Below are 25,274 nucleotides of genomic sequence, written 5' to 3' on the forward strand. Positions count from 1 at the left end.
CCGGAATATGGGCGGCCCACCATGGCCTACGATCGTCAGGTGCAGCAGGAGGCGTCCGGCCCGGCGAGTTGAATCGGTGGGCACGGCACGGTCCCGTAGGAACAGAATACGCAGCAATCGCCGGTCTTCGGCCGCAAGACCGCTCCGCAACCGGTGCAATCATAGAAAAACTGGCAGGCGTTCGTCGGCATCGTCTCCGTCTTCGTCGTGCCGCACAGCGGACAGGTGAGGACCGATTGAGGAACGAAAACGCGCTCAGACATAGGAATAGCCAAGCCAGAACAACGTCACGCCCAGCAGCAAGCCGATGAAAAGGACCGCGCGCACAGCAGGCGGTGTGCAGACGCCCTCGGATGCGCAGGTCATCGCCACGCGCTGCTGCCGCCAGAGCATGATCGCGCCGCCGATCAGGAAGAGCGCGCTCAAGCACAGCAGGAGCATCCGATACGGGCTGGCCGCCAAGGCAATGCCGCCGAGCCATCCGGCACCCAAGCCGGCGGTGGTGAGCAATATGGGCAGCGCGCAGCAGGATGCCACGGCGAAGGCGGCCGCGATTCCGCCGACCGTGAGAACAGCAGCGCCCTCCGCTCCCAAAGAACGGCGCAGTTCAGGCGGTTCGGACATGATGGGCGACTCCTTGTGATCAACGGAATCGCATCCTACCGTCTGTAGCCGCTACAGACTCAACCCCCAATTTTGAGCAGAAGATGACGACATCGGAGATTATCGCAATCGGGGAACTGTCGCGGCGCACACGCTGCAACATTGAGACGATCCGCTATTATGAGCGGATCGGGCTCCTGCCCGAGGCGGCGCGGCGGGGCCGGTATCGGAGCTTCGGCCCCGCGGACGTGGCGCGGCTGCATTTCGTTCGGCGCGCGCGGGAACTGGGCTTCACGCTGGACGAGGTTCGCACGCTGCTCGGCATTGCGACCGCCAATGACATCTCATGTGACGATGCCCGCGAAATCGCGACCTTGCATCTGACGCAGGTTCGCGCGCGGATCGCGGATCTGAAGCGCATGGAGCGGGTCCTTGCCGACACCGTGCGGGCCTGCAGTTCCGGCGATCATGTCGGGTGCCCACTGATCAATACATTGTCTGCGGCTCGCTGAATCACTGACCGGCTGACGCCGGTAGGATCAAGCGGTGGGGCTGAAGCCGTCCTTGTGGGTATGTCGGTCGAGGTAACGCATGATGATGTCATCGGTGATGTTGCCGGATGTGGTCGAGAAGTAGCCGCGCTGCCAGAAGCGTTGGCCCCAATATCGTTTGCGGATGTGCTCGAATTCCTGTTGGATCTTGCGGGATGAGCGCCCCTTGGCCCGGCGCACGAAGTCGCTGACCGAGACGTGCGGCGGGATTTCGACGAACATGTGTACGTGGTCCTTCGACAGCGCGCCGTTGATGATCTTCACGCCCATCTCGGCACAGACCTGACGGATGATCTCGCGCACCCGTAGCCGAACATCGCCGATCAGCACCTTATACCGATACTTCGGCGCCCAAACGAGATGGTAGCGATGATGGAATGTGGTGTGACAACCGGACCGATACGCCATAGCCTGTAACCTCGGGAAAAGCGGAAGCTTCACGCCTTCGGCGGCTTCCGCTTTTCCCGAGGTTACAGGCTAGCACGCGAGTCTGTGGCTGAAGCCAGTATCCGACTGAAGTCGGAGGGGTTCCTCCTTGCTAGAGGACTCTAAATTCCGCCTGGGCGACGCCTTCTGTACGCCGAACTCCATACTCTTGGGTTCCGGCCCCCGCGTGGAGGTCATGAGCGGCATCGCTGCGACCATGATCGACAGCCTGAAAGTCGGCGATCAGGTGAATTTCGAGCTGAAGCTCGACGGCAATGCCGGCGAGGTCACCAGCATCAGCAACAAGTAATTCGATGAGGGCTTCGGGAGGCACTGTGGAAGCGCCTCCCGAAGAGTTCCGACAGTTGGGACAGGCAAATGTTTCGTCAGATCCATGATCGATGGCGAGGGCAAGTTAGCCCCTCGCCATCACTTCACGGCCTCAGCAGACATCGCTCCCGTCGACCCAAACGCGGACCGGTCCCTGCAACGGCGCGCGCGGACCATATTGCGGCCGCATCCGCCACACGTAGCGACCGGTCTTGCCGGTATAGGCCGGATCGCATTCCGGTCCGCCTTTGCCAGTCCACCGGTCGCGTTGGTCGCCAACCTTCTTGCAGACCCTCGCACTCAACGGTGCACGCGGACCAGGAGCTTGGGGTTGCCACTCGCATTTGACGGTGGCCGGTTTCTCGACATCAGCCTGTGCCAATGCCGGAACCGGGGCGGCGACGAGCACTGTGAATGCGGCCGCGGCGGCGGTGAATATCAAGGTCTTCATGATTTCTCTCCTCGGACTGAAGGTGCCGTGGGCAAACTGGCTCCGAGGGGCTGGGCAACCTATGGCCGTCCAGCGCTTGGGAGGGTTCGCCTGGCGAGTTGTCAGGCCAAGGTGTCGGGTGGATGCTGTTCCGGCGGAGCCGACCGTCCGTGTAGCGCCGGATAAGATGGAAAGACGACAAGAACATCCGCGCTCACTATTTCAGCCGCTAGGGGTCCCCGGCTCTCGAGCGCATATAAAGGGAGACACCCCATGCCTGCCAGGCAAGCGAGCGTCATCCGCTGACAGGGGAGTGGTTTCTCGCCATCGTCCTGCGTCATCCCGACACAGTCCATGGGCATCGTTGCTGCCGCGTTCGCGCTTATGGCGGTTGCCACAGCGGGATCTGCGGCAACTGTGGCTATCTGTCCAAACAGGCCGAGAAGGACGCCTAAGATCAGCGCAAATTTGTGCGCTCGTCTCATGTCCGCATTCTCTGCCTGATGCTGAATTGAGTCAAGTTTCCCAAGACCATAATTGGGCCGAGACTCAGCCAACGACGTAAGCTCACGTCATACAGAGCCAAGATCATGCGCGACGCAGCTACCCCTTACCAATTCCAGCTTTGTTGCCCTTGCTGGCTGCCCCGATGGAACCTCGAGCTTCGTTGCGCGCGCCGTCGGATCACGCTCATGAACGACCAAGCATGCCGGGGTGTTGGGCGCGCTGCCGCGCCCGTTGATACCACTTGACCCTCTAGCTACTACAGGGTGCAAGTTGCGAACAATTCTTATCAGAGACTCGCAAATGTATCCTCGCTCGCCTGCCGCCATTTCCGTCGTTCTTCCCCTCAGATGGCGCCGGACAGCGCATCTCATTGCGCTGGCGTTCGCAACCCTAATGATGATCTCGCTCCCAGGACGAGCCTTGGCGAGCGATGCGGACGTTCAGACCAGCTGGCGGCTGCTCGATTATATCGGGGTGGATTACGCCGGGGCTGTCGCGGACGGGAAAGTGACAAGCTCGGCCGAATATGGCGAGATGACCGAGTTCGCGGCACAGGTCGAGACACGACTCAAGGCCCTGCCAGAAAAGCCGGCGAAGGAAGACCTTCTCCGCCGATCGGCCACACTGCGAAGCGCGATCGCCGCGAAATCAGCACCCGCGGTCGTCGCCGAGCAATCGCATCTTCTCGCCTCGGCACTCCTGGCGGCCTATCCGGTGCCGCTCGCACCGGGCACTCCCCCCGATCTAAACCGGGCCGCTAAGCTGTACGCCGAAAATTGCGCGAGCTGTCATGGCATGAACGGCGACGGGCGCGGGCGCGATGCGGCCAAGCTCGACCCGCCACCCATCGCCTTCACCGACAAGGAACGTGCCGACCAGCGCAGCCTCTTCGGTCTCTACCAGGTCATCAGCCAGGGTCTGGACGGCACCGCCATGCAGAGCTTCGAGGCGCTACCGGAAGCGGACCGCTGGGCCCTGGCATTCTATGCCGGCCATTTCGCCTATCCTGACGCTGCCGCCAGCGAAGGCGAGCGTCTTTGGCGGGAGCGCGCCGATATGCGTTCAAAATATCCCAATCTGGCGGCTCTGGTCGGGACGACGCCGGCCGCCTTGGCCCGCGACCTCGGCCCCAAAAACGCTGCGATGCTCACGGCCTTTCTGCGCCGACATCCGGATGCCGTCACCGCTCGTCCCGACGGCTCGCTTGCGCTTACGCGTGAACGCCTGGCCGAAAGCTTGACCGCCTATCGGGCCGGCGATCGCAAAGCCGCAGCCGAATTGGCTCTTTCGGCCTATCTCGACGGCTTCGAGCCGGTTGAGCCGGTGTTGTCCGCACGCGACGCTGCGCTCATGGCGCGGATCGAGACAGGGATGGCGCAGCTTCGTGCGGCCATCGGGCAAGGGCGCCCTACGGCCGAGGTGGAAGCGGCGAACCGTTCACTGGCCAACCTGTTTGCTGAGGCCGAGGCCGCGCTGGCGCCGGAACGGGCAAGTGGAGCATCCAGCTTCCTGGGGGCGTTCGGCGTATTGTTGCGCGAGGGGCTCGAAGCGCTTCTGATCGTGGTTGCGATGATCGCCTTTCTGAAGAAAACTGATCGACCGGACGTCCTCGGCTATGTTCACGGCGGATGGGCGGTAGCCCTCGCAGCCGGTGTCGCGACCTGGTTCGCGGCAACCTACTTCATCACCGTGAGCGGCGCATCGCGGGAACTTACCGAGGGCTTCGGTTCCCTCTTCGCTGCAATAATCCTGCTCAGCGTCGGTATCTGGATGCATGGTAAGAGCAATGCCGAGGCATGGCAACGCTATGTGAAGGCGAAGGTCAGCGCCGCCCTTTCCCGCCGCTCGGGCTGGTTCTTGTTCCTGCTATCGTTCGTCGTCGTCTACCGGGAAGTCTTCGAAACGATCCTGTTCTATGCGGCTCTCTGGGCCGAAGGAAATGGCGCAGCGATGCTCGCGGGCGCAGGCGCCGCAGCGGGTCTGCTTGCGCTCGTCGCGTGGATAATGTTGCGTTACAGCGCTCGCCTGCCGATCACCCAGTTCTTCTCCTGGAGCTCGGTCCTGATCGCGATCCTGGCCGTCGTGCTCGCCGGCAAGGGTATCGCCGGTTTGCAGGAGGCCGGTATCCTCGGCGTGAGGCCGCTGGTGGACGTGCCACGTATCGAGATTCTGGGTCTCTTTCCGACCAGGGAGAGCGTGCTCGCGCAGGTCACCGCCATCGTAGTGCTTGCCGCCGGCTTCTGGTTCAGCGGTCGCAGTTCGGCGGCGGCCGCATCGCAAGCATCACCCGCCAAATAGCCGAGCGGCGATCAACACAGCGGCGACCGAATAGCAGGTGAGCGTAGCCAGCGCGGTCGTCGCCATCCCGAAGGCGCGGGCGCCAGCGCCCCTGGAATAACAGCGATAGAAACTCACGCGGCCGATGGCGAAAAGCACAGGCGAGGCAATCAACAGTCCCAGCCATCGGCCCTCCGCGATCGAACCAAGGAGCAAATGGGCACCGACGCCCAAGAATGACTGCTCGAGCGTATTTTGCAGGAATGCGACCTTGATCGCGAGCGCCGGGCTGGGCGCGCTCTTGGCGGCCCCGCCAATATCGGCCTCCGAACGATAGCGTCCGCTCGAAACAAGCCGCACCGCCACCAGCACGAGCAGGAAATGGATGCTGCTGGTTTGGATTGCGAAGGCGAGACGCTCGGCAAGCGCTTCCGGAAAGGACATAACCTCTGGAAGAAGCAGCACGCTCCCGGTCGAAACCGCCGCGCAAGGCAGGAGCGCCAGCGCCGACCGTTTCCGGATTTGCCGCTGTTCTTCCGCCAAATCCATCGTTCTCGCCTCAGTCAGGCCGACTCGCCACGATAAGGCCGATGGTGCCGGTAACCGTGTCGAAGCGTGCGACGTCGCGCACCTTGCGAAAGCCCGCAGCTTTGACCAATTCGGGCAGGATCCCATCCGCATTGGGCTGGGTATCGGCGACACCGTCGAGCCGCTGAATAGTCAGGCGGAACAGCACCCGCATCAACCCTTTTTGCCGGCCATAATCGGCAATAACGATCCGTCCGCCGGGTCGCACTGCCGCAAACATTGCGCTCAGGCCGGCCCGCTTCTCCGTCATCGGGACTTGGTGGAACATCAGGCTCGACACGATCGCATCGGCCCCTCTGACGCCGAGATCGCGGGCGAAGCCCTGCTCCCACTCAACGTTCAGGACCGCAACATCCGCCTTTGCGCGCGCAATGGTCAGCGCCTCTTCATCGGGATCGATACCGATCACGCGCACAGCGGGCTGGGAAGCCTTGAGCATGACAGCGAAGCTGCCAGTGCCGCAGCCGACGTCGAGAATTGTCTCGCCCGGCCGGGCTGCCAATTCCTCGAGCATTGCCCGGCGCCAGAGCGTCTCGCGCGTCCAAAGCCGGATCGCGCGGTCGTAGTCCGCAGTGCTGCCCTTTCCGAGCGGCGGGGTGTAAGCACGCGCGTTCACTGCACGACCCGCCTGCCATGCTCCGTCAGCTCCTTGCGGGCATCGCGAATGATGTCATAGGCGGAGTGCAAGAAGAGCAGCGCGATAACTCCCGCGACGAGCAGATCGGGCCATGCCTGCCCGGTCCACGCCACCAACGCCGCCGCCGCGATGACCGCGACATTGGCCAGTGCATCATTGCGCGAGAACAGCCAGATTGCCCGCGAGGTGGCATCGCCCTGATCGCGGAAACGGGCGAGGACCAGCGCGGCAGACACATTGACGGTGAGCGCAATAATGCCAAGCGCGCCCATCAGATCGGCCTCGGGCGGCACGGCGTTGAATATGCGCCAAAGCGCCGATGCGATCACGCCGAGCCCAAGAGTGGCGAGGAACAGGCCCTGAATGAGTGCGGTCCGGCTCCTGGCCACGGCAGACCAACCAAGCGCGACAAGGCCCACCAAGGTGATGGATCCGTCGCCGATGAAGTCCAGCGAATCCGCCTTGAGAGCTTGGGAGCCTGCGACAAAGCCGCCCACAAGCTCGCAGATTCCAAATCCCAGATTGAGGATTACGACGATCCACAAGGCACGCTTGTAGCCGGGATCTGTTCCGGCGCGGGCGGTGTCCGTTTCGCATCCACAGTCGCTCATCGATTGTCTCCGCAGCGAGTCGCAGCGGAATTCTGCACCCTCTAGTAGCTACAGGGTCAATGCCCGCGCTGAGCGGACGGACCGAGGGCCTCGATAATCCGGCATTCGGATATCGCACCCTGGCTGCACTGGCCGATCAACTCGTCGAGCTCCCGGCGTAGCGCGCGAAGATCGGCGATCTTCTGGTCGATGTGCGCGAGATGGGCGCGGGCGACGGTATCGACGGCGGCGCATGACCGGTTACGATCGTCAGACAAGGTGAGCAGCTCGCGCACCTGGTCGAGGGTGAAACCGAGATCGCGTGCCCTGCGAATAAAGGAAAGCCGCGCCAGGTGAGCGGCACCATAGTCGCGATAATTCGCCGAGGTTCGGCCCGGCTCTGGAAGCAGGCCGATTTTTTCATAGAAGCGGATAGTCTCGACCTTCGTCGAGGTCGTTCGGGCCAGCTCACCTATCTGCATCAGAAATCCTCTTGATCCTATAGTTGCTACAGGGTGCATATAGCGAGCCGTTCTAAGAATACGAGAGCCCGACCAATGGCATGTTCCAGCTGTGCCGCCGACAAAGGCGGCCCCACAAACAGCCCCGCCTGGCGGCGCGCGTTGTGGATCGCGCTGGCCGTCAATGGGCTCATGTTTGCCGCCGAGCTGGCCGCCGGCATCATGGGAGGCTCCAGAGCACTCCAAGCCGATGCCCTCGATTTTCTTGGTGATGCCGCCAACTATGCGATCAGCCTTGGCGTAGCGGGCCTTGCTCTTGCCTGGCGCGCTCGCGCAGCTTTCGTCAAGGGCGCGACTATCTTCGCATTCGGCCTCTATGTGCTGCTAAACGCGATCTGGGCACTCTCACATGGCACCGTTCCCCATGCCGAGGTGATGGGCGCGGTCGGTTTTGTCGCTCTGCTCGCCAATGGCGGTGTCGCGCTCATCTTGTATCGCTTCCGTGAGGGCGACGCCAACATGCGCTCGGTATGGATTTGCTCGCGAAACGACGCGATCGGCAACATTGCGGTGATGCTGGCCGCTTTGGGCGTGTTCGGCACCGGCTCGGCGCTGCCCGATATAATCGTGGCTGGAATTATGGCGGCGCTCGGGCTGTGGGGTGGTGCGCAGATCTTGCAGCAGTCCATCACCGAGCTAAGGGTTTCAAAGGGGCCAAGCCGGACCGAACTCCTTCCTGCGCGCGCGGCCAGCAAGGGGTGAAGGCGAGAATGGTCCGGCTGCTCATCGTCCTCGCCTGCTTGGCCTTCATTCTGTCCCTCGGGACCGGATCCGTTGCCCACGCCGTGGCGTCGATCGACTGCTCCGCGACTTCTCAAGCCATCGCGGCTGAAGATGGTGCCGAAGAGGGAAGATCGCTGCCGGCAGATCCAAAGAAGGCCTGCCACCACAACCATTGTGGCTGTCATGGGCACCATCTTGCCGCCCTTCCTGCGACCCGCGATCTCCCAATCGCTCCGGCCAGCCCGCCAGACATGTTCATTCATACGGCGAAGGCACTCACGGCTGCGCCGCGCAGCGCAGAGCTGAGACCCCCGAAAGCCTGATGATAGCCGCTGGGGCGCCACCGATTATCGCGCCCCTCAGCCATCACAGGAGTTCCAAGACATGAATCGACTGTTAGCGGCCCTCGTGGTCGCAGCGCCGTACGCTTTCAGCGCCCAGGCGCAGACGCCGCCTTCCGCAGAAACACAGCCGCCCTTGACGTTGTCGCGCGCACTCGACCTTGCAGGCGCGTCGGCGCCAGCGCTTGAGGCAGCATCGGCGGGCCTTCGAGCGGCAGAAGCGGCTCGAACCATCGCGGGCCTCCGGCCAAACCCCACGATCAATATCGAGGCGGAGAATGTCGCGGGGACTGGGCCCTATTCGGGAACCCAGAGCATGGAGGCAACGACCTCTCTCCAACTGCCAATCGAACTCGGCGGCAAACGATCCGCGCGCGTAGCAGTCGCAGATGCCCAGCGCGATCGTGCGGGAATTGAGCGCGCTATTGCTCAGGCGGATCTCCGATTCGCGGTAACGCGCGCCTATGCAGAGGCCGCTGCCTCGGAACGTCGCCTCGTCAACGCCCGCGAGCAGTTCAGGATTGCGAACGAGGGTCTTCGTGCCGCCGATGTCCGTGTCCGCGCCGGACGCGCGTCACCGCTTGAAGTTCAGCGCGCCGATGTCACGCGGATCAATGCCGCGGCCGCCCTGGAGCGCTCGGAACGGTCTGCCGAGGTCGCCCGCTTCACGCTCAGCCAGCGGATAGGCCAAACCATCCTGGCGCCACTCGACGGCTCCTGGTTCAATAGCGTCGACAGCCGATATGGACCGCTGCGGCCCCCTGATGCTGCCGGTACACTCTCGCTGGCTGCGGCCAATGCCGACCTTGCCACGGCAACCGCCCAAATGCGCCTTGCACGCGCGCAGCGCGTCCCAGATCTCACGCTGGGTGCAGGCGCTCGCCGTCTCGAGGAGACGAATGACACCGCAGCGGTCTTCAGCCTGTCGGTGCCGCTTCCTTTCTTCAACAGCGGCAAGGCAGCGCTCGAGCAAGCGGGTGCAGAGCAACTGCGCGCCGAAGCACAAAAGCGGGTGACGGCACAGGACGTTGCGCAGGCAATCGCCGAGGCACAGGCGGATGCCGCTAACGCTGCAACGAGCGCCGCGACCGCGACCGGGCCTGCCCTTGAGGCTGCCGAGGAGGCAGCGCGCATCGCCCGGATTGGCTATAGGGAGGGGAAGTTCAGCCAGCTCGATCTGCTCGATGCGGAGCGCGTCCTATCCGAGACGCGCGCAACCGCCATCGATGCGCTGCTCGCCTATCACAACGCACAAGCGCAGCTGGAGCGGCTGACCGCCCGCGCGCCCGATCAGGGAGACAATCGATGAACTTCACGCAGCGGGCCATCGCGCCCCTCGTGCTCGCACTGGTCGTGGCCGGATGCGGTAGCCAGCCCGCCGAGCAGGAGAAGGCGGAAAAGGAAGAAGGCAACGCGGGCCAAGAGGGTCTGATCCGACTCACGCCCCAGCAGGTCGCCGCGGCGCGAATTGAGGTCGCGCTTCCCTCCCGCGGCAGCACGGGCGCGATCACGCTCCCTGCTACCATCGAAGGCGATCCCCAGGGTATGCAAGTCGTGTCCGCTGCCATCGGCGGGAAAGTCGTCGCTCTGACCCGGAATCTCGGACAAGACGTGCGACGCGGCGAAACGCTCGCCATCATCGAAAGCCGTGAGGCCGCCTCGCTCAAGGCCGAGGTGGAAGCTGCGCGTGCCCGCCTGGCGCTCGCACAATCCAATTTGAGACGCGAGCAACGCCTGTTTGCTGAACGCGTGTCGCCCGAACAGGATCTGATCGCCGCGCGCACGGCGGCAACGGAGGCCAACATCGCTCTGCGCTTGGCCCAGCAGCAGGTCGCCGCAGCGGGGGGTGGCGGCGGCGGTCTGAACCGCCTCGGCATCGGATCACCCATTAGCGGCCAAGTCATCGCACGAAGCGTGACCCTGGGGCAGACCGTGGCAGCCGATGCTGAACTTTATCGGGTCGCCAATCTTTCCCAGGTCTCGGTCAACCTGTCGCTGTCGCCGGCCGATGCCGGCCGTGTGCGACCGGGTTCAACCGTCGAGATCACGGCGGCTGGGCGCCGAACGACAGCGCGTGTGAGCTTTGTCTCGCCAATCCTCGACGAAGGCACCCGCCTCGTGCCTGTCATAGCCCTCATCGACAACCGGGCGGGCCTGTGGCGGATCGGCGAGCCGGTGACGGCGGCAATCTCGGTGGCAAGCAGCTCCCCGGGCATCATGGTGCCCGCCGACGCCGTGCAGACGGTCGAAGGAAAACCATCGGTTTTTGTTCGTGTGCCGCAGGGCTTCAAGGCGATTCCAGTTGCCCTCGGGCAACCCAGCGGCAACGCCGTGACGATCCTGTCAGGCCTTTCGGGCCGCGAGCAAATCGCCGTCGCCAACAGCTTCACTCTCAAGGCCGAGCTCGGAAAGAGCGAAGCGGTCGACGAGGATTAAGCCATGATCGAGCGCATTGTGACCTTTTCGGTCGAGCGGCGCTGGTTTGTGCTGCTCGTGACCCTCATCGGCGTGATCATCGGGGGTTGGGCACTCTCCCGCCTGCCGATCGATGCCGTCCCCGATATCACCAACAACCAGGTGCAGGTGAATGTCCGGGCACCTGCCCTCTCGCCCGAACTCGTCGAAAAACAGGTGGCGTTCCCGATCGAGACAGCGCTCGCCGGCGTGCCCGGCCTTGAATACACGAGATCGCTGAGTCGGAACGGTTTCGCACAAGTGACGGCGGTCTTTTCGGAGTCCACGGACGTCTATTTCGCACGGGCGCAGGTGGCGGAACGGCTGCGCAGCGCCGAGGAGAGCCTCCCCGAAGGCGTCACGCCGGAAATGGGGCCAATCGCCACGGGTCTCGGTGACGTGCTGATGTGGACGGTCCATCTTGTACATCGCAAGGAGGATCGCCACGCGCCCGGTGAGCCCGGCATCCAGCCCGACGGGAGCTACATAACGCCCGAGGGCGAGCGGCTTGTCAGCCAGGCCGATCAGGCAACCTATCTGCGGACCGTCCAGGACTGGATCGTCTCGCCGCTCCTGAAGAACACGCCAGGATTGGCCGGGATCGACTCAATCGGCGGCTATGTGAAGCAATACCAGGTCGTTCCAGACCTACAGCGCTTGGCAGCCTTGGACCTCAGCCTCAGCGACCTTCGCGACCGCGCTCGAAGAGAATAACAGCTCGGTCGGCGCAGGTGTGATCAACCGCAACGGCGAGGGACTGGCCGTTCGTTCCGACGGCCGTCTGCGCAATGCCGACGAACTCGGCCGAACCGTCATCGCCACCAAGGAAGGGATTCCGATCCTCCTGAATCAGGTCGCGACCGTTCGTTCCGGACAGGCCCTGCGAATGGGTTCCGCGTCCGAAAATGGCAGGGAAGTGGTGGTCGGCACCGCGGTCATGCGCATCGGCGAAAACAGCCGGACGGTGGCCTCAAGCGTCAATGCCCGGCTTCAGGAGATCAATGCCTCCTTGCCGAACGACGTTGTGGTGCAGCCGGTTCTCGATCGAACGGCCTTGGTGAATTCAACGATCAAGACGGTCGTGAAAAACCTCACAGAGGGTGCACTCCTCGTGATTGTCGTCCTCTTCGTCTTGCTTGGAAACTTTCGTGCGGCATTGATCGCGGCACTCGTCATTCCCATCACGATGCTGCTCACAAGCTTCGGGATGTTGCGAGGCGGTGTTTCGGCCAACCTCATGAGCCTCGGAGCCCTCGACTTCGGCCTCATCGTCGATGGCGCCGTGATCATCGTCGAAAACGCCCTTCGACGGATCGCCGAACGCCAACATCACAAGGGGCGCACCCTTGATATTGAGGAACGGCTCTCGACCGTCGCCGCCTCTGCTCGAGAAATGATCCGGCCTTCGGTTTATGGCCAGGCGATCATCATCCTGGTCTATGTGCCGCTGCTGACGCTGAGCGGGGTCGAGGGAAAAACCTTCACGCCGATGGCGCTGACTGTGATCCTAGCCCTCGTCTTCGCCTTCATCCTCTCACTCACGTTCGTGCCTGCCATGCTCGGCATCTGGCTTTCAAGGCCTGTCGAGGAAAAGGAAGGGCGCGTCATCAGCTGGCTGAAGACCCGCTACCAGCCCGGTCTTGACGCAGCCATGCGTCGGCCCAGTCGCACGCTGGGAATCGGCGTCGCCGCGTTTTTCGTGGCGATCGGCAGCTTCGCGACGCTTGGACAGGAGTTCCTGCCACAACTCGACGAAGGCGACGTGCTGATCCAAGCCTTTCGAGTGCCCGGCACTTCGGTTGACCAGAGCCAGGCGATGCAGATCGAGATCGAGAGAGCGATCACGCGCGAGCCGGAGGTGCGGTTCGTATTTTCAAGGACCGGTACTGCCGAACTTGCCTCGGATCCGATGCCCTCAAACGCTTCGGATACGTTCGTCATCCTGAAACCCCGCAGCGACTGGCCCGACCCGCACCTTGCGAAGTCCGAATTGGTTGAACGTCTTGAACAGCGGCTCTCACAGCTTCCCGGCAATGCCTACGAGATCACTCAGCCGATCCAGATGCGGTTCAACGAGCTGATCGCAGGCGTCCGCAGTGACCTTGCGGTGAAAGTGTTCGGTGACGACTTCGAACAGATGGGAGAAACGGCCAACCGCATCGCCGCCGTGCTGCGGAAAGTCGAGGGAGCGACCGATGTCCGCGTCGAACAAACCGAGGGGCTTCCCATGCTTGACGTCACGCCCAATCGCGACGCGATGGCGCGGTTCGGCATCACCGCGCGAGCGCTTCAAGACACGCTCGCAGCGGCCGTTGGTGGGCGCGACGCAGGTATGATCTTTGAGGGCGACCGGCGTTTTGCCGTGACGATCCGATTGGGAGAAGAGGCACGCGCCAATCTCGAGACCTTGGGCCAAGTGCCGGTGCCGACGCCGACGGGAGCCTTTGTTCCGCTCGGCAGTGTTGCGACCATTGCGGTTGTTGATGGTCCCAATCAGATCAGCCGCGACAATGGCAAGCGACGCATTGTGGTCCAAGCGAATGTGCGCGGCCGGGATGTTGCCAGCGTAGTGACCGACGCGCAGGAGAAAATCGCAAGCGATGTTCGACTGCCGGCAGGCACCTATCTCGAATGGGGCGGTCAGTTCGAAAATTTGGCCTCAGCGCGCGATCGGCTTCTGCTCGTGATCCCTGCCTGTTTCGCGCTGATCCTGCTATTGCTCTATGGCGCGCTTGGCAGCGTTAGAGAGGCGGCGATCGTCTTTACCGGCGTGCCACTTGCACTGGTGGGCGGGGTATTGGCGCTCGCGCTGCGCGGCATGCCCTTCTCCATCTCGGCTGCCGTCGGCTTCATCGCTCTTTCCGGCATCGCGGTGCTGAACGGCCTGGTGATGGTGACATCGATTCAGGATCTGATGGCGCGCGGTATGGCTCGGGCGCGAGCCGCGCACGAAGGGGCGCTCGCCCGCCTCCGTCCGGTCGTGATGACCGCGCTCGTCGCATCGCTGGGTTTTGTGCCTATGGCGCTCGCGACAGGGCCTGGCGCGGAGGTGCAGAAGCCGCTCGCCACGGTGGTGATCGGCGGACTGCTTTCCGCAACGCTTCTCACGCTGTTCGTGTTACCGACGCTCTATGCCAGGTTTGGACGCCGAGAGACGCCGACACCGCCGGCGAGGGACCCGCTGGCTACTGAAGCCGCGCATCAATGACGAAGAGGGGGTACCGCTCGCCGGCGGCAACCCCTCGTAGTGCGCCTCACTTGAGCTTTGCTGCTAGCCGGCCAACCGCGCCGGACTCGGCGGCGAGGTTGCGGTTGTACGCGAGCGGCATGCGCGGGCTCTTCCAGCGCAGCGCATCCATGATGCCGGCCAGATCCTCGCCGCTGGCGAACAGGTCCTGGTTGAGCCCGACCCGCGTCGAATGCGCGCTCACGCCTTTTAGCAACCGGGCAAGATCGTCGGCGGTCAGATCGGGCAGAGCACCGCGATCATAAGCGCGCCGGATGATAACGCGGTAGATCGGCCCGATGGAAGCCGGATGGAGCGCGCCCTCGCCCACATCGTATTCAACGCGCGCCGACACCGCCGGTTTCGGCAGCGTCTTGCGCAGATCCCAGGTCTCGCGCCCTGAAATCGTCTCGATCCGCCTGCCCTTCACCGCCGGTCGGGCCTTGTACCGCCGCACCTGTACGCGCCGGAATAGCGGCCCTCGTCCGATCTGAGCGGCCTTACACCATGCTCGGATCGCGCACACGCTACGCGGGCTCAGATAGGCGGTAGCCCCCTCGCCGTCCGGGTCGCCCTTGCTCCGCGGTATCTCGAGCAGCCGTGCCTCGGGATCGATCGCTTCGATGATGTGCTCGAGCTCGATCGCGACGAGTTCGGATGCGCGCAGGCCCGTGTCGTAGGCGGTCGACAGCAAGGCGCGATCACGCAGGCCGGGGAGATCATCGGCGCAACTCTCGAGCAGTGCGCGGATATTGAGGCCACGGGCCTGGTCGCGCTCGACATCCTTGACCGGACCCTTGAAACGCAGCGGCCGCGCCTGGCGCTGCGCGGTGCCGACACGCCGCCGGATCGCGGCAAGGCGGAGCTTCACCAACTGCGCCTTCGTTGGGTCGACGAGTTCGAGGAGCTGATGAACCTTGGCGATCGAAGCCTTGTAACGCCCGAGCGAGGCGGGTCGGCTGCCCTTCTCGGCCCTCGCGTCGAGATAGTCCGCCACTATTTCCGGTGTCGCCGGCAGCGTGATGCGGCCTGTGCGTCGGCACCAATGGTCGAAGGCCTCCAGGTCGCTTGCCAGCGCCCGCACTGAGTGGGGCGAGGAGGCGGCCTGGTAGGCTGCGATCAGTTCGGCGTTCACGGTGACCGGCGACCGGCACTGCAGCTTGGTCACCTCCCATACCAGATCGACGGCGCCTAGGGCTCGCCCACTACCCATCGGCACAGGAAGGGATTCGTCGCCCATCACTTCGACAGAGCGACGATCTGGTCGTAGCTATGCGGCTCGAGCCCATAGACGCCGGCCAAACCGTTGAATGCATCCACCGCGATCTGCCGGAGATCCTCCGGTGCGGCCGAGGTCAGGGTGGCCACATACTCATAGGATTCCTCGACGGCCGCAAAGCCCTCGTCGCCAAAATCAAAACGCCCCCGCGGCCACCAGCTTCCCGACAGCCCGTTGACGCCAAGCCGGACATGGATGGGCAGTGACCCGCCATGCTCGAGCGCCAGGTTCGTGTTCCGCTTCAGAAAATCGAGCCAGTGCTCGAAGAAATAGCCGGTGGCGAGACTCACGCGTCCGTCCCGCTCGAACAGAAAACCACCGCCCACACCCCAGAACTCACCGGTTTTCTCGAACCATTGGGTGATCGCGACGGTGGGATAGACACCATCGTCAGCCGTGCCCGGCCAATAGACGAGCGCCCCGCCCCGGCTGATGCCATAGCTCAGCGAGTTGGCGCGCGCGAGCAGCGCCGGGTGACCTGGGTGATTGGCGATCGCTTGCTTGGCGCCAGCCTTGGCGGCCCATTTCGAGGGGATCAGCCGGGCGTATCCGGGGAACCGGTCCACCCAGCGCAGCTTGCTGGTGCCATGCGCCGTGTTCGTCACCAGTTGCGGCTCGGCGCGGTCGAACCACAGATCGGCGTCGCCTGGAAAATGCGACTGCCAATGCACGGCCTCGGGCAGAGGCGGCGGTAACTGATCGAGGGCGAGCTTGAGCGCTGCGGCGAGGTCTCGCGCTAGCTTGTCTCGGACAGAACGGAGAGTTGCGGTGTCGGCGCCGGCCGGCAGGTCGAAGCTTATCGGCCCACGCCGCCCGCGCATATCGAACGGTAGCCTGTCGAGCGTTGCGCCCGCGAACGCGGTGTTCCAGACCTGGATCACGCGGTGCGGGCCGAGCGCCTTGTTGGCATAGCCCATCTCGAGCAGCACGTTCGGATTGGCGCAGGCCTTGCCGCTGTCGGAGAGCGCGATCGGCGTCACGTCGCCGACGAACACCGCCGCTTCGTCGATCTTGGCGAGGATCGTCGCCAAGATGTCGGGCGTGCCCGCAACCCCTTGCGTGTCAGACGTCAGGCTCGGCCGATCGGCCTCCTCGAGGTCGGCCGCAAGGATCGCGATCGCTTCATCGAGCGCAGTGCGGATCACGTCGCGCGTAACGCGGCCGTCGAGATCGCTCTGCCAGGACCAGAAGACCGTTTTTCGCACGCACTCGCCCCCCGCATGACCTGCGCGGCCTCATAGCCCATACATTATAGAGAACGCAATTATGGATATGTAATAACTGCAATTATCACATGTCTGTAATCCAGACATCCGGCCGCTTGTGCAGTTAGCGGACCTTCACTACACATCGCGCATGGAGCCCTTCTACCCACTTGCCAGTGATGCCGACGCCGATCCCGTCGAAGTGGCTGAGGCCGAAGCCCGCTGTTCACTCGCGCTCGGCCGCCTCGACGGGCTGCTCGCCGGGCTCTCCGCTCCCGAAAAAGCGCTGTTTTGCTGGACTTTGCTACGCCAGGTGCTGCTCGGCGCGTTAACCCAGGCTGGGTTCGCCGAGGCCGAACTGCGCTTCGATGGGTGGTTCGCTGGCACAACCCGGGCGCCGCAGGAAAGCCCCCTCACCTCCTGCCCGGCCCACGCTCTGGTTCGCGCCCTGCTTGCCGAGCTGGCGCGCCATCCGTGGCAACCGCTCGCCGAGGCGGCTTCGGTAATTGACCGGTGTGGCAAGTTCGCCCCTGACCGGGCATTGGGCGCCGACGACAGCGATCCCGCTGCGGCGCTGGTCGAAGCGGCAAGGCTCGCCGCGACCTCGAACTTTGCAGGCCCGTCCCTCCCCTTCCCCGCGCTCGCGCGAATGGCTGACCAGCTGCGCCGCAGCCGGACATTTGCGCCGATCGAGCGCGACGTGGCGATGCCGCTGTTCGGCAAGGGCACGCCAATCGCCCGCGCAGCGCAGCGCACCCCGCTGTGGGCAGTCGATTGTCAGCTTGGGCACCTGCTCGCTGCCCAGATCGCTCTGACCCCCGCCCTGCCCTTCCCCGGCGCAATGACCGCCGAAGCACTCGCCCCCCAGCTGCGGCCCGGCGAACGCGCGCTGGTGCTCGCCGAGGCGCTGCGGCGCAGCGCCGAGCGGCATATCGCAGCGATCCAGCAGGCGCGCGCGGATTGTCGGGCGCTCGGGCAGCGTCTCCGCCATCTGCGGGCCTCGGCTCGGGCGCCGCAAGTGTGGCTAGCGCTGCGCGGGTTCGCGCCGATGGGCATCGAGCAACTCACCAGCGGGTTCGGGATCAGCCGGCGCGGTACCTACGCGGTTGCCGAGGCGCTGGTCGGCGCGGGACTGGCTGCCCGCGCCAGCACGCTTGGCCGGGTCATCCTGTCCGCCCTGCCCCCTGCGCATACGGCTGAGGTGGTGGACGCGCCGCTTAGCCCCCTTCCCTCTCCGCTGCTTGCCGAGTTCGACGCGGCGATGGCTGACATCGACAGGCTGCTGGCACGGCAGGACAGCGGCCAGGTTACCTGAATGCCACTTCAGCCCCCTCAAGAGGCGGTTGAAGTGCGTCAGGAGACGGGCATTGCCACTTCGCGATAAGCTACCCCGATCCGGGCCTTGGCCCCCGCCCTGCGGCGCAGCAGCAGGCGCACGAAGCGGTCGGCTTCAGGCTGGTCGACAAATGAGACCGTGCGGCTCTGCCCGCGCGTGCCGATCCGCCCCCAGGCAAACTGAACGATGATCGCGCCGAACAGGTCTGCGCTGGTAGCGATGGCGTAACGCCGCGCCACGTTGCGCGGCCGGTCGACCGCCTCCAGCCAGATGAACCGATCCTGTGCCCGCGCGCTCATGGCGCCTGCATGAGTAAGGCACGCTATACCCGTCCAACGGGAATTGTGAATCAATCGGGCGTCTGTGATTCACGGAGGCGATTTGTGGAGTGGAACCCCCAGGCGGTCAGGATGTCAGGATGTTCTCGATGGCCTTCAAGACTTCAGCGGCCGACGCACCGCTGCGGGCGGGCACTTTGAACGTGTATCCCCCCCTCGTTGAATGGGCATAGCGCAAAATCACTTTGCCCGCCGTACTTTTGACCTCCGTTTCGCCTCCCGTGGGCTTCGTAGGTGCGACCGTCGCACGAATAAGTCGCTTCGCTACTTCAGGAGCAGGCAACACCGCTCCCAGATCGCTGCGCTCTGCGATAATGGCGCGGCTTTCCGCTATCATCAGATCCAGCGTGCGCTTCTCCGATGTGAGAGGCTTGATGTCCCTAGCAATACGGACCGTGATGCCGTGCGTGTCTGGAAAGGCGTTCACAATGTCCGCCGGCAGTCGAGCTACGTCGAGCAGCCGACTTAGCCATGAGCGCGAGATCTTGAGGTGTTCGGCCATTTCGCTCTGGCTTGAACCGTAGAACTCCTCGAGCGCCCTTGAATACTCCTTGGCTCGTTCCCAGTCCGAGATGTCCTTCCGAGACCTGTTCTCGATATCCGATACCCTGAACGCTTCTTCGTCGGATACGTTCTGAATGGTCACCAGGTATTCGAATTCCGGATGATGATGCTCGCGGAGCCACTGCACTGTCCACCAGCGCCTCACACCCGCAATGATCTCGAAGTCGAAATCCGGGTCGTCCTTGAGACGACGGACGATGGCGGGGATGCGCTGCTTCTTGGCTGAGAGGAATGCGTCGATGAGATCCCGACAACTCTCTTCGTTCAAATGATCGAGGTCTCGGTTGTGCAGCCGCCACGGCCGGCAGCGAGCAGGGTCCACCCATTCGGTGCGGTCTGTGACGACTTTGCCCGCCGCGATTCTGGCCAGGCTCTGGCTCCGGCTCGCCATGATGCTTTCGGAGGGCGCAGGGCCGCCAATCTCGATTTCGTCGTCAAGCCCTTCTGTTAGACTGCTGCCGAAGCCTCGGTTACCCTTTGCCATCGCCTACTCCAAACCTTTCCAATCACTGCTCGTGCCATCCAGTTGCCACGTGGCAACCGAGGCTGCGCGCCCGTTCAAATGGCCCCGAATGCCGACGCGTTGCCACGTGGCAACAATGCCTGCTTGGCCGCGAAACCATCGCCTGCGTGCATCGCCTGCAATCTGTTCAAATCCACCATAATACATTGATCGTACGTCATATTGTTGGGCTGTTGCCACGTGGCAACGTCCCTAAACCGCGTCCCCTGCCCTGCTCGCCCACGATCGCAGCACGTCGGCCTCGATCTCACGGCAAACGTCGCTCAGATGCTTCATGCACCGGTTGTGAACTTCGTGAGACGTCACTGGCCGATCTAACTCGAAGACCGTCTTCATCCTCGAACTGGCATTGTCGATTTCGGCGCTGGTCTTGAGGACTGAGGTCGCCATCGAACCTCCGAAGACCTGCCGCATCATCGAGAGAATTTCGCGATGCATCGACTTGCTCTCGTCGACGCGACTACCGACCAGACGGATGAAGTTGTAGGCAGGCTTTACGCGCTTTGCGAGTTGCTCGAGTTGCTTCATCGTCGTGCGTGCCATGTCGATAAATGACACGGTCGACGCGAAGTCGATGACACTAGGCGGCACGGGAATAACCATCGCATTCGCCGCCTGCAGTACGGCCATGGACACCATGCCCAACGCCGGAGGCGGGTCCATGATGACGATGTCGTAGTCATCGACGACAGTATCGATGGCTTCGGCGATCATGTCGATGATGTCGAAGTTCTGATTTTGCGCCAGGTAGCCGGCGATCTCGTATTCCAAGTTGTAGAGCTTGAGATTGGCGGGGATCAGGTCGAGGCCGAAAAAGTGCGTCTTGCGGATGATCGAGCGAACACCCAGCAGTTCAGGGTTATGGAAGTGGCCGTAGAGGGTATCATCCTCAGTCAGATCGACGTCTGGTCGATACCCAAACATCATCGTAGAACTCGCCTGGCTGTCGCAGTCGATGAACAGTACCCTGTAGCCGTGAATGGCAAAATGCTGTGCGAGGTGGAGGGCCACAGTCGACTTGCCTACGCCCCCTTTGAAGTTCGAGACGGAGATGACCGCCGGGGTGTCCGTCGGCGCGCGCCACGGGCGAGTGCCAAAAACGGCACGCATATGATCCAGTTCTTCCAATGTGTACTGGACCCGATGGCCAGAAGCGGTTCGGTCGCGCTGGGGGAGGCGGCCATCACGCTCAGCTTCGCGAATTGCAGACGCTGTTCGCCCCACAAGGGAGGCCGCCTTCGAAATGGAATACGACGGGCCAATCTTTTGACCGGTCTCCGGATCGAGCGCACCGTCACGAATACGCTTCAGGATGGTGAGGGCCTTGCGGTGCAGATTGCCAAGGCCGTCTTCCAAGAGTTCATCGGGGTGTGTTTCGAGCGCTGCGTCGGTAGCCATGATCACCGCTTTGTGAGATTGAGGGCGCCAATTAGCACTCTTGGCAGTTTTGAGCAAACTTCGGCCACCAACCTTACAAATCGACCGATGATCTCCGTGCCCTTTCGCGAATCAAGGAGTCGGATCGAAGCAGCACGCAGGGGCTTGGACCGATGATGTCGTGTCCAGAAAGGGGGCCAGGAGCTGACGCCCCCACAGTCAGCTGGGGCACTGACAGCCTAATTGATCCGGCTGTGGATAATCACCGATGATCTCGGTGCAAGCCGATGAATTCAGTGCGTTTCCCCGATGATCTCGGTTCCCTTGGACCGATGATCTCGGAGCCCATACCTACTAAAGGAATCTCCTAGAAAAACCGATTCGCGAATCGCTTTTTCCAAAATTGAGATTCGATTTTGGTCTCGCCCCGCCAAACCGCTCCGAGATCATCGGCCGACTTGGAGGTTTAAGGCCCGGAAACCCGCCGAAACTGCCAATGGCCTTGCTTTCGAAGCTCAAACCTGTTGTTTAACGACCAACCCGAGGCTCCAATGAGTCGGGAAGGGACGGTTTAATGAGCGGAGACACACTGCGTCCAATCGGACATCAATACGCCCTGGCAATGCTAGGCGGCGGTGAAGAGCGAGTCCGCTCGCTAGCGCAGTCTGCCGGCACTCAGCTCACGATGGATGCGTTCCTTCGCGTCCAGGACGAAGAACCCGTTCCGGCCTTTCTGCATTCCGCATTGTGCGCCATGTCGCTTCCGACCAAGCGTCCGAAGGACGATACTCTACCGATCTTGCGCGAAGACGGTAAGTACGCCCTCGCAATCAACCCTCGACCGGTTCTTCAGACGGTGGAGGGCAAACCAGTCCTGCGCAGCCTCGGGGTGCCTTATGGTGCATACCCTCGCGTCGCGTTGATCTATCTGCTTTCGCAGGCGGTGACGAAGCGGTCGCGGGACGTTTATCTGGGACGTAACTTCACGGAATGGATGCGCCGTCTTGGCTACCAGACCGTCTCGTACGGACCTCGCGGAACCGCCAACTTGATGCGCGAGCAAGTCGACCGGCTGCTCGCGTGTGAATGGCAAATCCGGTGGGAAGGCAACGACGCCGGCGACAATGCATTTGCCGTTCGAGACGTGAAGATCTCCAATGAATATGCGGGTTCCCTCGAAAAAAATGGCGCATTTGCGCGCGAGATTCGGATGTCCGAGGCATTTTACAGTCACCTCGTCGATCATGCCGTTCCGTTGAACGAGATCGCGATACGTGAACTCAAGGGCACGCCAACCGCTCTCGATCTTTATACCTATCTCGCATACCGACTTCCGCGGATCAGCAGTGATCGAGGGCAAGTGATCTCTTGGGATCAGCTGGCTAAACACTTGGGCAACGATGCCGACAGCAAGCGTTTCCGCCAAACTGTGCGTGAAACGATGCAACTGGTCTCTGCGGTCTACCCTAACGCCGACGTCGATTTCAGCGGCAGGAAAGTGGTCCTGCGGCCTTCGCCCGCGCCGTTGGAACGCAAGCTTGTTGGCCCGCATTTGCGACTGCTGGGGTCCCCGGCCAACGAAACCGCACCGAGATCATCGGTCAAAAAGGCTTCACGGTTGGCAGTCCGAGAGGACAAGGTCGCCGAGCCGGTGTTCCCGTTCCCGGGCGGCAGTTTGACCTACGGCGAGCGCGAGACGAAGTTTCGAGCCATCGGTCTTGAGAAGGGTAAACCTTGGTGCGTCGACACGATGGCAAATGCATTTCGCACGGGCTTTCCCGGCATCAAGGAAGCGCGCACCGACGCGGAGTGGCTGAGAGTCTGGGAAGCATTTGTCATTCGTTATGCCGCGCGACGCGCAAATTCGGATGCCGGCTGACCGATGATTTCCGAGCACTTCGGTTAAGCTGAAACGCAGGACGAGGGGGAGGGGAGTAGGGTCGAACTGGGCAGTCATGCCCATCGTCAACAACAATCCCAGTCCGGACCTACGCAGCCTTGTTCGGCGCCTCGGTGGCACGTGGTCCGGTAATACCGCAATGTGTCGGTGCCCTTGCCATGCCGACAGAACCCCATCTCTGTCCATCCGCCAAGGTGATCGAGCCATTCTCGTAACTTGCCACGCAGGTTGCGACAGCCGGGACGTAATCAGAGCTCTTCGACGCATCGCAGACCTGCCGACGGTCGATGCCTCTGCCATGACCCCCAGCTTCCAGCGCAACACGGGAATTCACCTCAAAATCTGGCAAGCCGGTCGGCCAATCGAAGGGACTTTGGCGGAGCGATATGTGCGCGAGGTGCGCCAGATCTGGGCACCACTCGAAGATCTGCGCTTTCATCCCCGGTGTCCACGAGGGCAGGGGAAGCTTGCGAGCTTCGAGCCGGCACTCCTCGTTGCGATGCGCAAGGCGGGCGCGATCGCCGCGATCCAGCGGATCTTCCTCGATCCGTCGACATCGACCTACACCGAGAAGCGCGTCCTCGGCCAGGCTATCGGCGCTGCATGGACCAACGGCCCGCCAGCCAAGACCATCGGCATCTGCGAGGGGTTCGAGACTGCGGCTGCCTATACGTCGCTCGCGGGTATCCAGGCTTGGGCGACCATGGGTGCCAAACGCTTCCACCAGGTCAACATCCCCGCCTCAGTCGAAACCTTGATCCTGCTGGCCGACAACGACGCCGAGGGCAGGCGGGCGCGCGATCGCGCAGCCGAAGCCTATCGACGCCCCGGCCTTGCAATCGAGACCGAATGGCCACCGGGCCGCATGAACGACTGGGCGCAGCTTCTGAAGCGGTGAGGGGAGGGGGGCTGGAGGGGGCGTGCCGCTGATCGGCACGAGCTCAGGAGCTCTCCGCATGACCACAACGATTCCGCGCGCCAGCGCCATTCTCGGCGCTGCGCGCACACTTGCCGCCAAGCTACTCCTCGCTGTTCCGATCGACCGCGCCGCTCTGAGCGAAGCCATGACCGAGAGTGCAGGCGGCAATGACGCCGCAGGTGCCTGGCAGCAGCGCGACAGTTTCGAAGCGCTGGAAGTCGCGCTCTCCCTGGCCATTCCCGAGCTGGTAGGCCGCATGGACGTCGGCGCGGCGATCGCCACGCTGGAGGCGCTGGCGAAAGAACTGCCAACCCACACGGTACGCAGCGAGGACCAGATCCAGTTCCAGCAGTTCTCGACGCCGCCGGCGCTGGCCCGTCTGGCCGTTCATCTGGCGCGGCTTTCCTGCGATGACGTGCTTCTGGAACCAAGCGCAGGCACCGGGATCATCGCGTCACTCGCTAGGGGCGCGGTCAAGGACCTCATCCTCAACGAGCTCGAACCATCCCGTGCCGACCTGCTCGAGGCGGTGTTTCCGGGCACGAAGGTCTACCGCCACGACGGTGCGAAACTCAGCGCGCTGCTCTCCGGAACCATGCGGCCGAGTGTCGTTCTGATGAACCCGCCGTTCTCGGTGTCGCAATCGCGCGGTGAGGATCAGAATACCGCCGCCAGGCACCTGCGGGCTGCACTGGATCATCTGCTGCCGGGTGGCTGGATCGTTGCGATCATGCCGGACTGGTTCTCGCCCTCGGCCAGGTATGAGGAAACCTTCCGGCGAACCCTCGAAGGCGCGCGGGTCGTCCTGTCGCTTCGCCTGGACAAGGGCGGCTATGCCAAGCACGGCACCGGGATTGCGGTTCGCGTGCTGGCGGTCGACAAGGTGCCGGGCGAGATCGGCGTATCGACGATCAACCGCGGTTCGGTAGGCGAACTCTTCGCCGCGTTGCCGCCGGTGCCTCCCCGGGCGCCGTTGCGTGATCCAACGCCGTCGGCAGCGCCCCGACCCAAGCTCAGCCTGTTCCGCTCGGTGAAGACCGGTCCAGCCCGGCCCGTGATCGTGCGGGCGGCCCAGACCAACGACGTCCGCCCCGTTGCCTATGAAGTGCTGGCGGAACCCGCCGCGATGGGCGAGCCGCGTGGGGTCTATGCCGATTACCGGCCTTCACGCGTGGTGATCGCGGACGCTGGCGAACATCCGACCCACCTCGTCGAATCCGCCGCCATGGCCTCGATCGCCGCGCCCAAACCCAGTTATGTGCCCTCACTGCCCGAACGAACGGTGACGGCAAGGCTGCTTTCGGCCGCCCAGCTTGAAACCGTGATTTATGCAGGCGAGGCCTGGGGTCGCGATCTCTATGGCCGCTTCAGCCATCCTGCCGGCGAAGTCGCGCTCAAGGAGGATCCCGAAGGTCAGCTCTACCGCACCGGGTTCTTCCTTGGCGACGGAACCGGGGCAGGGAAGGGGAGACAGGCTGCTGCCTGCATTCTCGACCAGTGGCTCAAGGGCAATCGCCGCCACATCTGGATCTCGAAGAATGCGCCGCTGCTTTGTCAACCGGCGCGCAAAACTGACCCCCTATCGGCGCCCAATATTGACCCCACCTTTCGGTAGTCTGGCGGTTATCC

General features: G+C 63.2%; 23 protein-coding genes and 1 pseudogene. 11 read left to right on the forward strand and 13 right to left on the reverse strand.

The window, feature by feature from the left end; all coding sequences use genetic code 11:
* Window positions 1-35 precede the first annotated feature (35 nt).
* Together AC1Q5P_RS19125 and AC1Q5P_RS19130 are read right to left on the reverse strand one after the other, a co-directional pair.
* Window positions 36-263, reverse strand: a complete 228-nt coding sequence (locus AC1Q5P_RS19125; RefSeq protein ID WP_082594896.1) for a GDCCVxC domain-containing (seleno)protein — start codon at window positions 261-263, stop codon at window positions 36-38.
* Window positions 256-624 (reverse strand): mercuric reductase, encoded by a 369-nt coding sequence (locus AC1Q5P_RS19130; RefSeq protein ID WP_056383935.1) that lies wholly within the window; start codon window positions 622-624, stop codon window positions 256-258. Before AC1Q5P_RS19130 ends, AC1Q5P_RS19125 begins: the two co-directional genes overlap by 8 nt.
* Before the next feature lie 83 nt (window positions 625-707).
* Between AC1Q5P_RS19130 and AC1Q5P_RS19135 the strand changes: the two genes are divergently transcribed.
* The gene (locus AC1Q5P_RS19135) at window positions 708-1,115 is read left to right on the forward strand and encodes a MerR family transcriptional regulator (protein WP_056383936.1); all 408 of its coding nucleotides are present in this window, start codon (window positions 708-710) and stop codon (window positions 1,113-1,115) included.
* 27 nt (window positions 1,116-1,142) lie between these two features.
* Here AC1Q5P_RS19135 and tnpA read toward each other — a convergent pair whose 3' ends face one another.
* Window positions 1,143-1,562, reverse strand: coding sequence for an IS200/IS605 family transposase (tnpA, locus tag AC1Q5P_RS19140; RefSeq protein WP_010408862.1), 420 nt, complete (start codon window positions 1,560-1,562; stop codon window positions 1,143-1,145).
* Between the two features lie 214 nt (window positions 1,563-1,776).
* Here tnpA and AC1Q5P_RS19145 point away from each other — a divergent pair, with 214 nt between their 5' ends.
* Window positions 1,777-1,890 (forward strand): copper-binding protein, encoded by a 114-nt coding sequence (locus AC1Q5P_RS19145; protein ID WP_022684336.1) that lies wholly within the window; start codon window positions 1,777-1,779, stop codon window positions 1,888-1,890.
* 132 nt (window positions 1,891-2,022) lie between these two features.
* Here the strand turns inward: AC1Q5P_RS19145 and AC1Q5P_RS19150 are convergent, their stop codons facing one another.
* Window positions 2,023-2,361: a hypothetical protein gene (locus AC1Q5P_RS19150; RefSeq protein WP_056383937.1), complete on the reverse strand. Its 339-nt coding sequence runs from the start codon at window positions 2,359-2,361 to the stop codon at window positions 2,023-2,025.
* 879 nt (window positions 2,362-3,240) lie between these two features.
* On the opposite strand from AC1Q5P_RS19150, the gene AC1Q5P_RS19155 reads away from it, so the two are divergent.
* A complete protein-coding gene (locus AC1Q5P_RS19155) occupies window positions 3,241-5,145 on the forward strand; it encodes a cytochrome c/FTR1 family iron permease (protein WP_056383938.1) in 1,905 nt (634 codons plus the stop codon).
* Here the strand turns inward: AC1Q5P_RS19155 and AC1Q5P_RS19160 are convergent.
* From AC1Q5P_RS19160 to AC1Q5P_RS19175, 4 genes are read right to left on the reverse strand one after another with little or no spacing between them, the layout of a single operon-like run.
* Window positions 5,131-5,667 (reverse strand): MAPEG family protein, encoded by a 537-nt coding sequence (locus AC1Q5P_RS19160; protein WP_492519780.1) that lies wholly within the window; start codon window positions 5,665-5,667, stop codon window positions 5,131-5,133. The two genes, AC1Q5P_RS19155 and AC1Q5P_RS19160, sit on opposite strands and share 15 nt — an antisense overlap.
* A gap of 16 nt (window positions 5,668-5,683) precedes the next feature.
* Window positions 5,684-6,328, reverse strand: a complete 645-nt coding sequence (locus tag AC1Q5P_RS19165) for a class I SAM-dependent methyltransferase (protein WP_056383942.1) — start codon at window positions 6,326-6,328, stop codon at window positions 5,684-5,686.
* The gene (locus AC1Q5P_RS19170; protein WP_056383944.1) at window positions 6,325-6,960 is read right to left on the reverse strand and encodes a cation diffusion facilitator family transporter; all 636 of its coding nucleotides are present in this window, start codon (window positions 6,958-6,960) and stop codon (window positions 6,325-6,327) included. The genes AC1Q5P_RS19165 and AC1Q5P_RS19170 overlap by 4 nt, the downstream gene beginning before the upstream one ends.
* A 56-nt stretch (window positions 6,961-7,016) precedes the next feature.
* On the reverse strand, window positions 7,017-7,421 hold the full coding sequence (locus AC1Q5P_RS19175; RefSeq protein WP_056383946.1) for a MerR family transcriptional regulator: 405 nt from the start codon (window positions 7,419-7,421) through the stop codon (window positions 7,017-7,019).
* A 75-nt stretch (window positions 7,422-7,496) separates the two neighbouring features.
* Between AC1Q5P_RS19175 and AC1Q5P_RS19180 the strand changes: the two genes are divergently transcribed.
* From AC1Q5P_RS19180 to AC1Q5P_RS19195, 4 genes and pseudogenes are all read left to right on the forward strand, one after another.
* On the forward strand, window positions 7,497-8,162 hold the full coding sequence (locus AC1Q5P_RS19180) for a cation efflux transmembrane domain-containing protein (RefSeq protein WP_292923685.1): 666 nt from the start codon (window positions 7,497-7,499) through the stop codon (window positions 8,160-8,162).
* Window positions 8,163-8,567: 405 nt separating this feature from the next.
* Window positions 8,568-9,833 (forward strand): TolC family protein, encoded by a 1,266-nt coding sequence (locus AC1Q5P_RS19185; RefSeq protein ID WP_056383951.1) that lies wholly within the window; start codon window positions 8,568-8,570, stop codon window positions 9,831-9,833.
* A complete protein-coding gene (locus AC1Q5P_RS19190) occupies window positions 9,830-10,960 on the forward strand; it encodes an efflux RND transporter periplasmic adaptor subunit (protein WP_292923683.1) in 1,131 nt (376 codons plus the stop codon). Before AC1Q5P_RS19185 ends, AC1Q5P_RS19190 begins: the two co-directional genes overlap by 4 nt.
* Window positions 10,961-10,963: 3 nt before the next feature.
* Window positions 10,964-14,186, forward strand: a pseudogene (locus AC1Q5P_RS19195) (efflux RND transporter permease subunit).
* 46 nt (window positions 14,187-14,232) lie between these two features.
* Here the strand turns inward: AC1Q5P_RS19195 and AC1Q5P_RS19200 are convergent.
* Both AC1Q5P_RS19200 and AC1Q5P_RS19205 read right to left on the reverse strand, forming a co-directional pair.
* The gene (locus tag AC1Q5P_RS19200) at window positions 14,233-15,444 is read right to left on the reverse strand and encodes a site-specific integrase (RefSeq protein WP_292923681.1); all 1,212 of its coding nucleotides are present in this window, start codon (window positions 15,442-15,444) and stop codon (window positions 14,233-14,235) included.
* Complete coding sequence (locus AC1Q5P_RS19205) at window positions 15,444-16,688, reverse strand: hypothetical protein (protein ID WP_492519781.1); 1,245 nt, start codon at window positions 16,686-16,688, stop codon at window positions 15,444-15,446. Before AC1Q5P_RS19205 ends, AC1Q5P_RS19200 begins: the two co-directional genes overlap by 1 nt.
* A gap of 151 nt (window positions 16,689-16,839) precedes the next feature.
* Between AC1Q5P_RS19205 and AC1Q5P_RS19210 the strand changes: the two genes are divergently transcribed.
* On the forward strand, window positions 16,840-18,003 hold the full coding sequence (locus tag AC1Q5P_RS19210) for a hypothetical protein (RefSeq protein ID WP_492519782.1): 1,164 nt from the start codon (window positions 16,840-16,842) through the stop codon (window positions 18,001-18,003).
* 38 nt (window positions 18,004-18,041) lie between these two features.
* On the opposite strand, the gene AC1Q5P_RS19215 is transcribed toward AC1Q5P_RS19210, so the two are convergent.
* The 3 genes from AC1Q5P_RS19215 to AC1Q5P_RS19225 form a co-directional block, all read right to left on the reverse strand.
* The gene (locus tag AC1Q5P_RS19215) at window positions 18,042-18,323 is read right to left on the reverse strand and encodes a WGR domain-containing protein (protein ID WP_492519783.1); all 282 of its coding nucleotides are present in this window, start codon (window positions 18,321-18,323) and stop codon (window positions 18,042-18,044) included.
* A 106-nt stretch (window positions 18,324-18,429) separates the two neighbouring features.
* On the reverse strand, window positions 18,430-19,410 hold the full coding sequence (locus AC1Q5P_RS19220; protein WP_492519784.1) for a ParB/RepB/Spo0J family partition protein: 981 nt from the start codon (window positions 19,408-19,410) through the stop codon (window positions 18,430-18,432).
* A gap of 231 nt (window positions 19,411-19,641) precedes the next feature.
* Entirely contained in the window at window positions 19,642-20,847 is a 1,206-nt protein-coding gene (locus AC1Q5P_RS19225) for an AAA family ATPase (RefSeq protein WP_492519785.1), read from the reverse strand.
* A 553-nt stretch (window positions 20,848-21,400) separates the two neighbouring features.
* Here AC1Q5P_RS19225 and AC1Q5P_RS19230 point away from each other — a divergent pair.
* From AC1Q5P_RS19230 to AC1Q5P_RS19240, 3 genes are all read left to right on the forward strand, one after another.
* Complete coding sequence (locus tag AC1Q5P_RS19230) at window positions 21,401-22,705, forward strand: replication protein RepA (RefSeq protein WP_492519786.1); 1,305 nt, start codon at window positions 21,401-21,403, stop codon at window positions 22,703-22,705.
* Window positions 22,706-23,024: 319 nt separating this feature from the next.
* The gene (locus AC1Q5P_RS19235; RefSeq protein WP_492519787.1) at window positions 23,025-23,624 is read left to right on the forward strand and encodes a DUF7146 domain-containing protein; all 600 of its coding nucleotides are present in this window, start codon (window positions 23,025-23,027) and stop codon (window positions 23,622-23,624) included.
* 58 nt (window positions 23,625-23,682) lie between these two features.
* Complete coding sequence (locus tag AC1Q5P_RS19240; RefSeq protein WP_492519788.1) at window positions 23,683-25,260, forward strand: strawberry notch-like NTP hydrolase domain-containing protein; 1,578 nt, start codon at window positions 23,683-23,685, stop codon at window positions 25,258-25,260.
* Window positions 25,261-25,274 lie beyond the last annotated feature (14 nt).

It is taken from the genome of Novosphingobium sp. GW835-FHT14H07, from assembly GCF_058793515.1.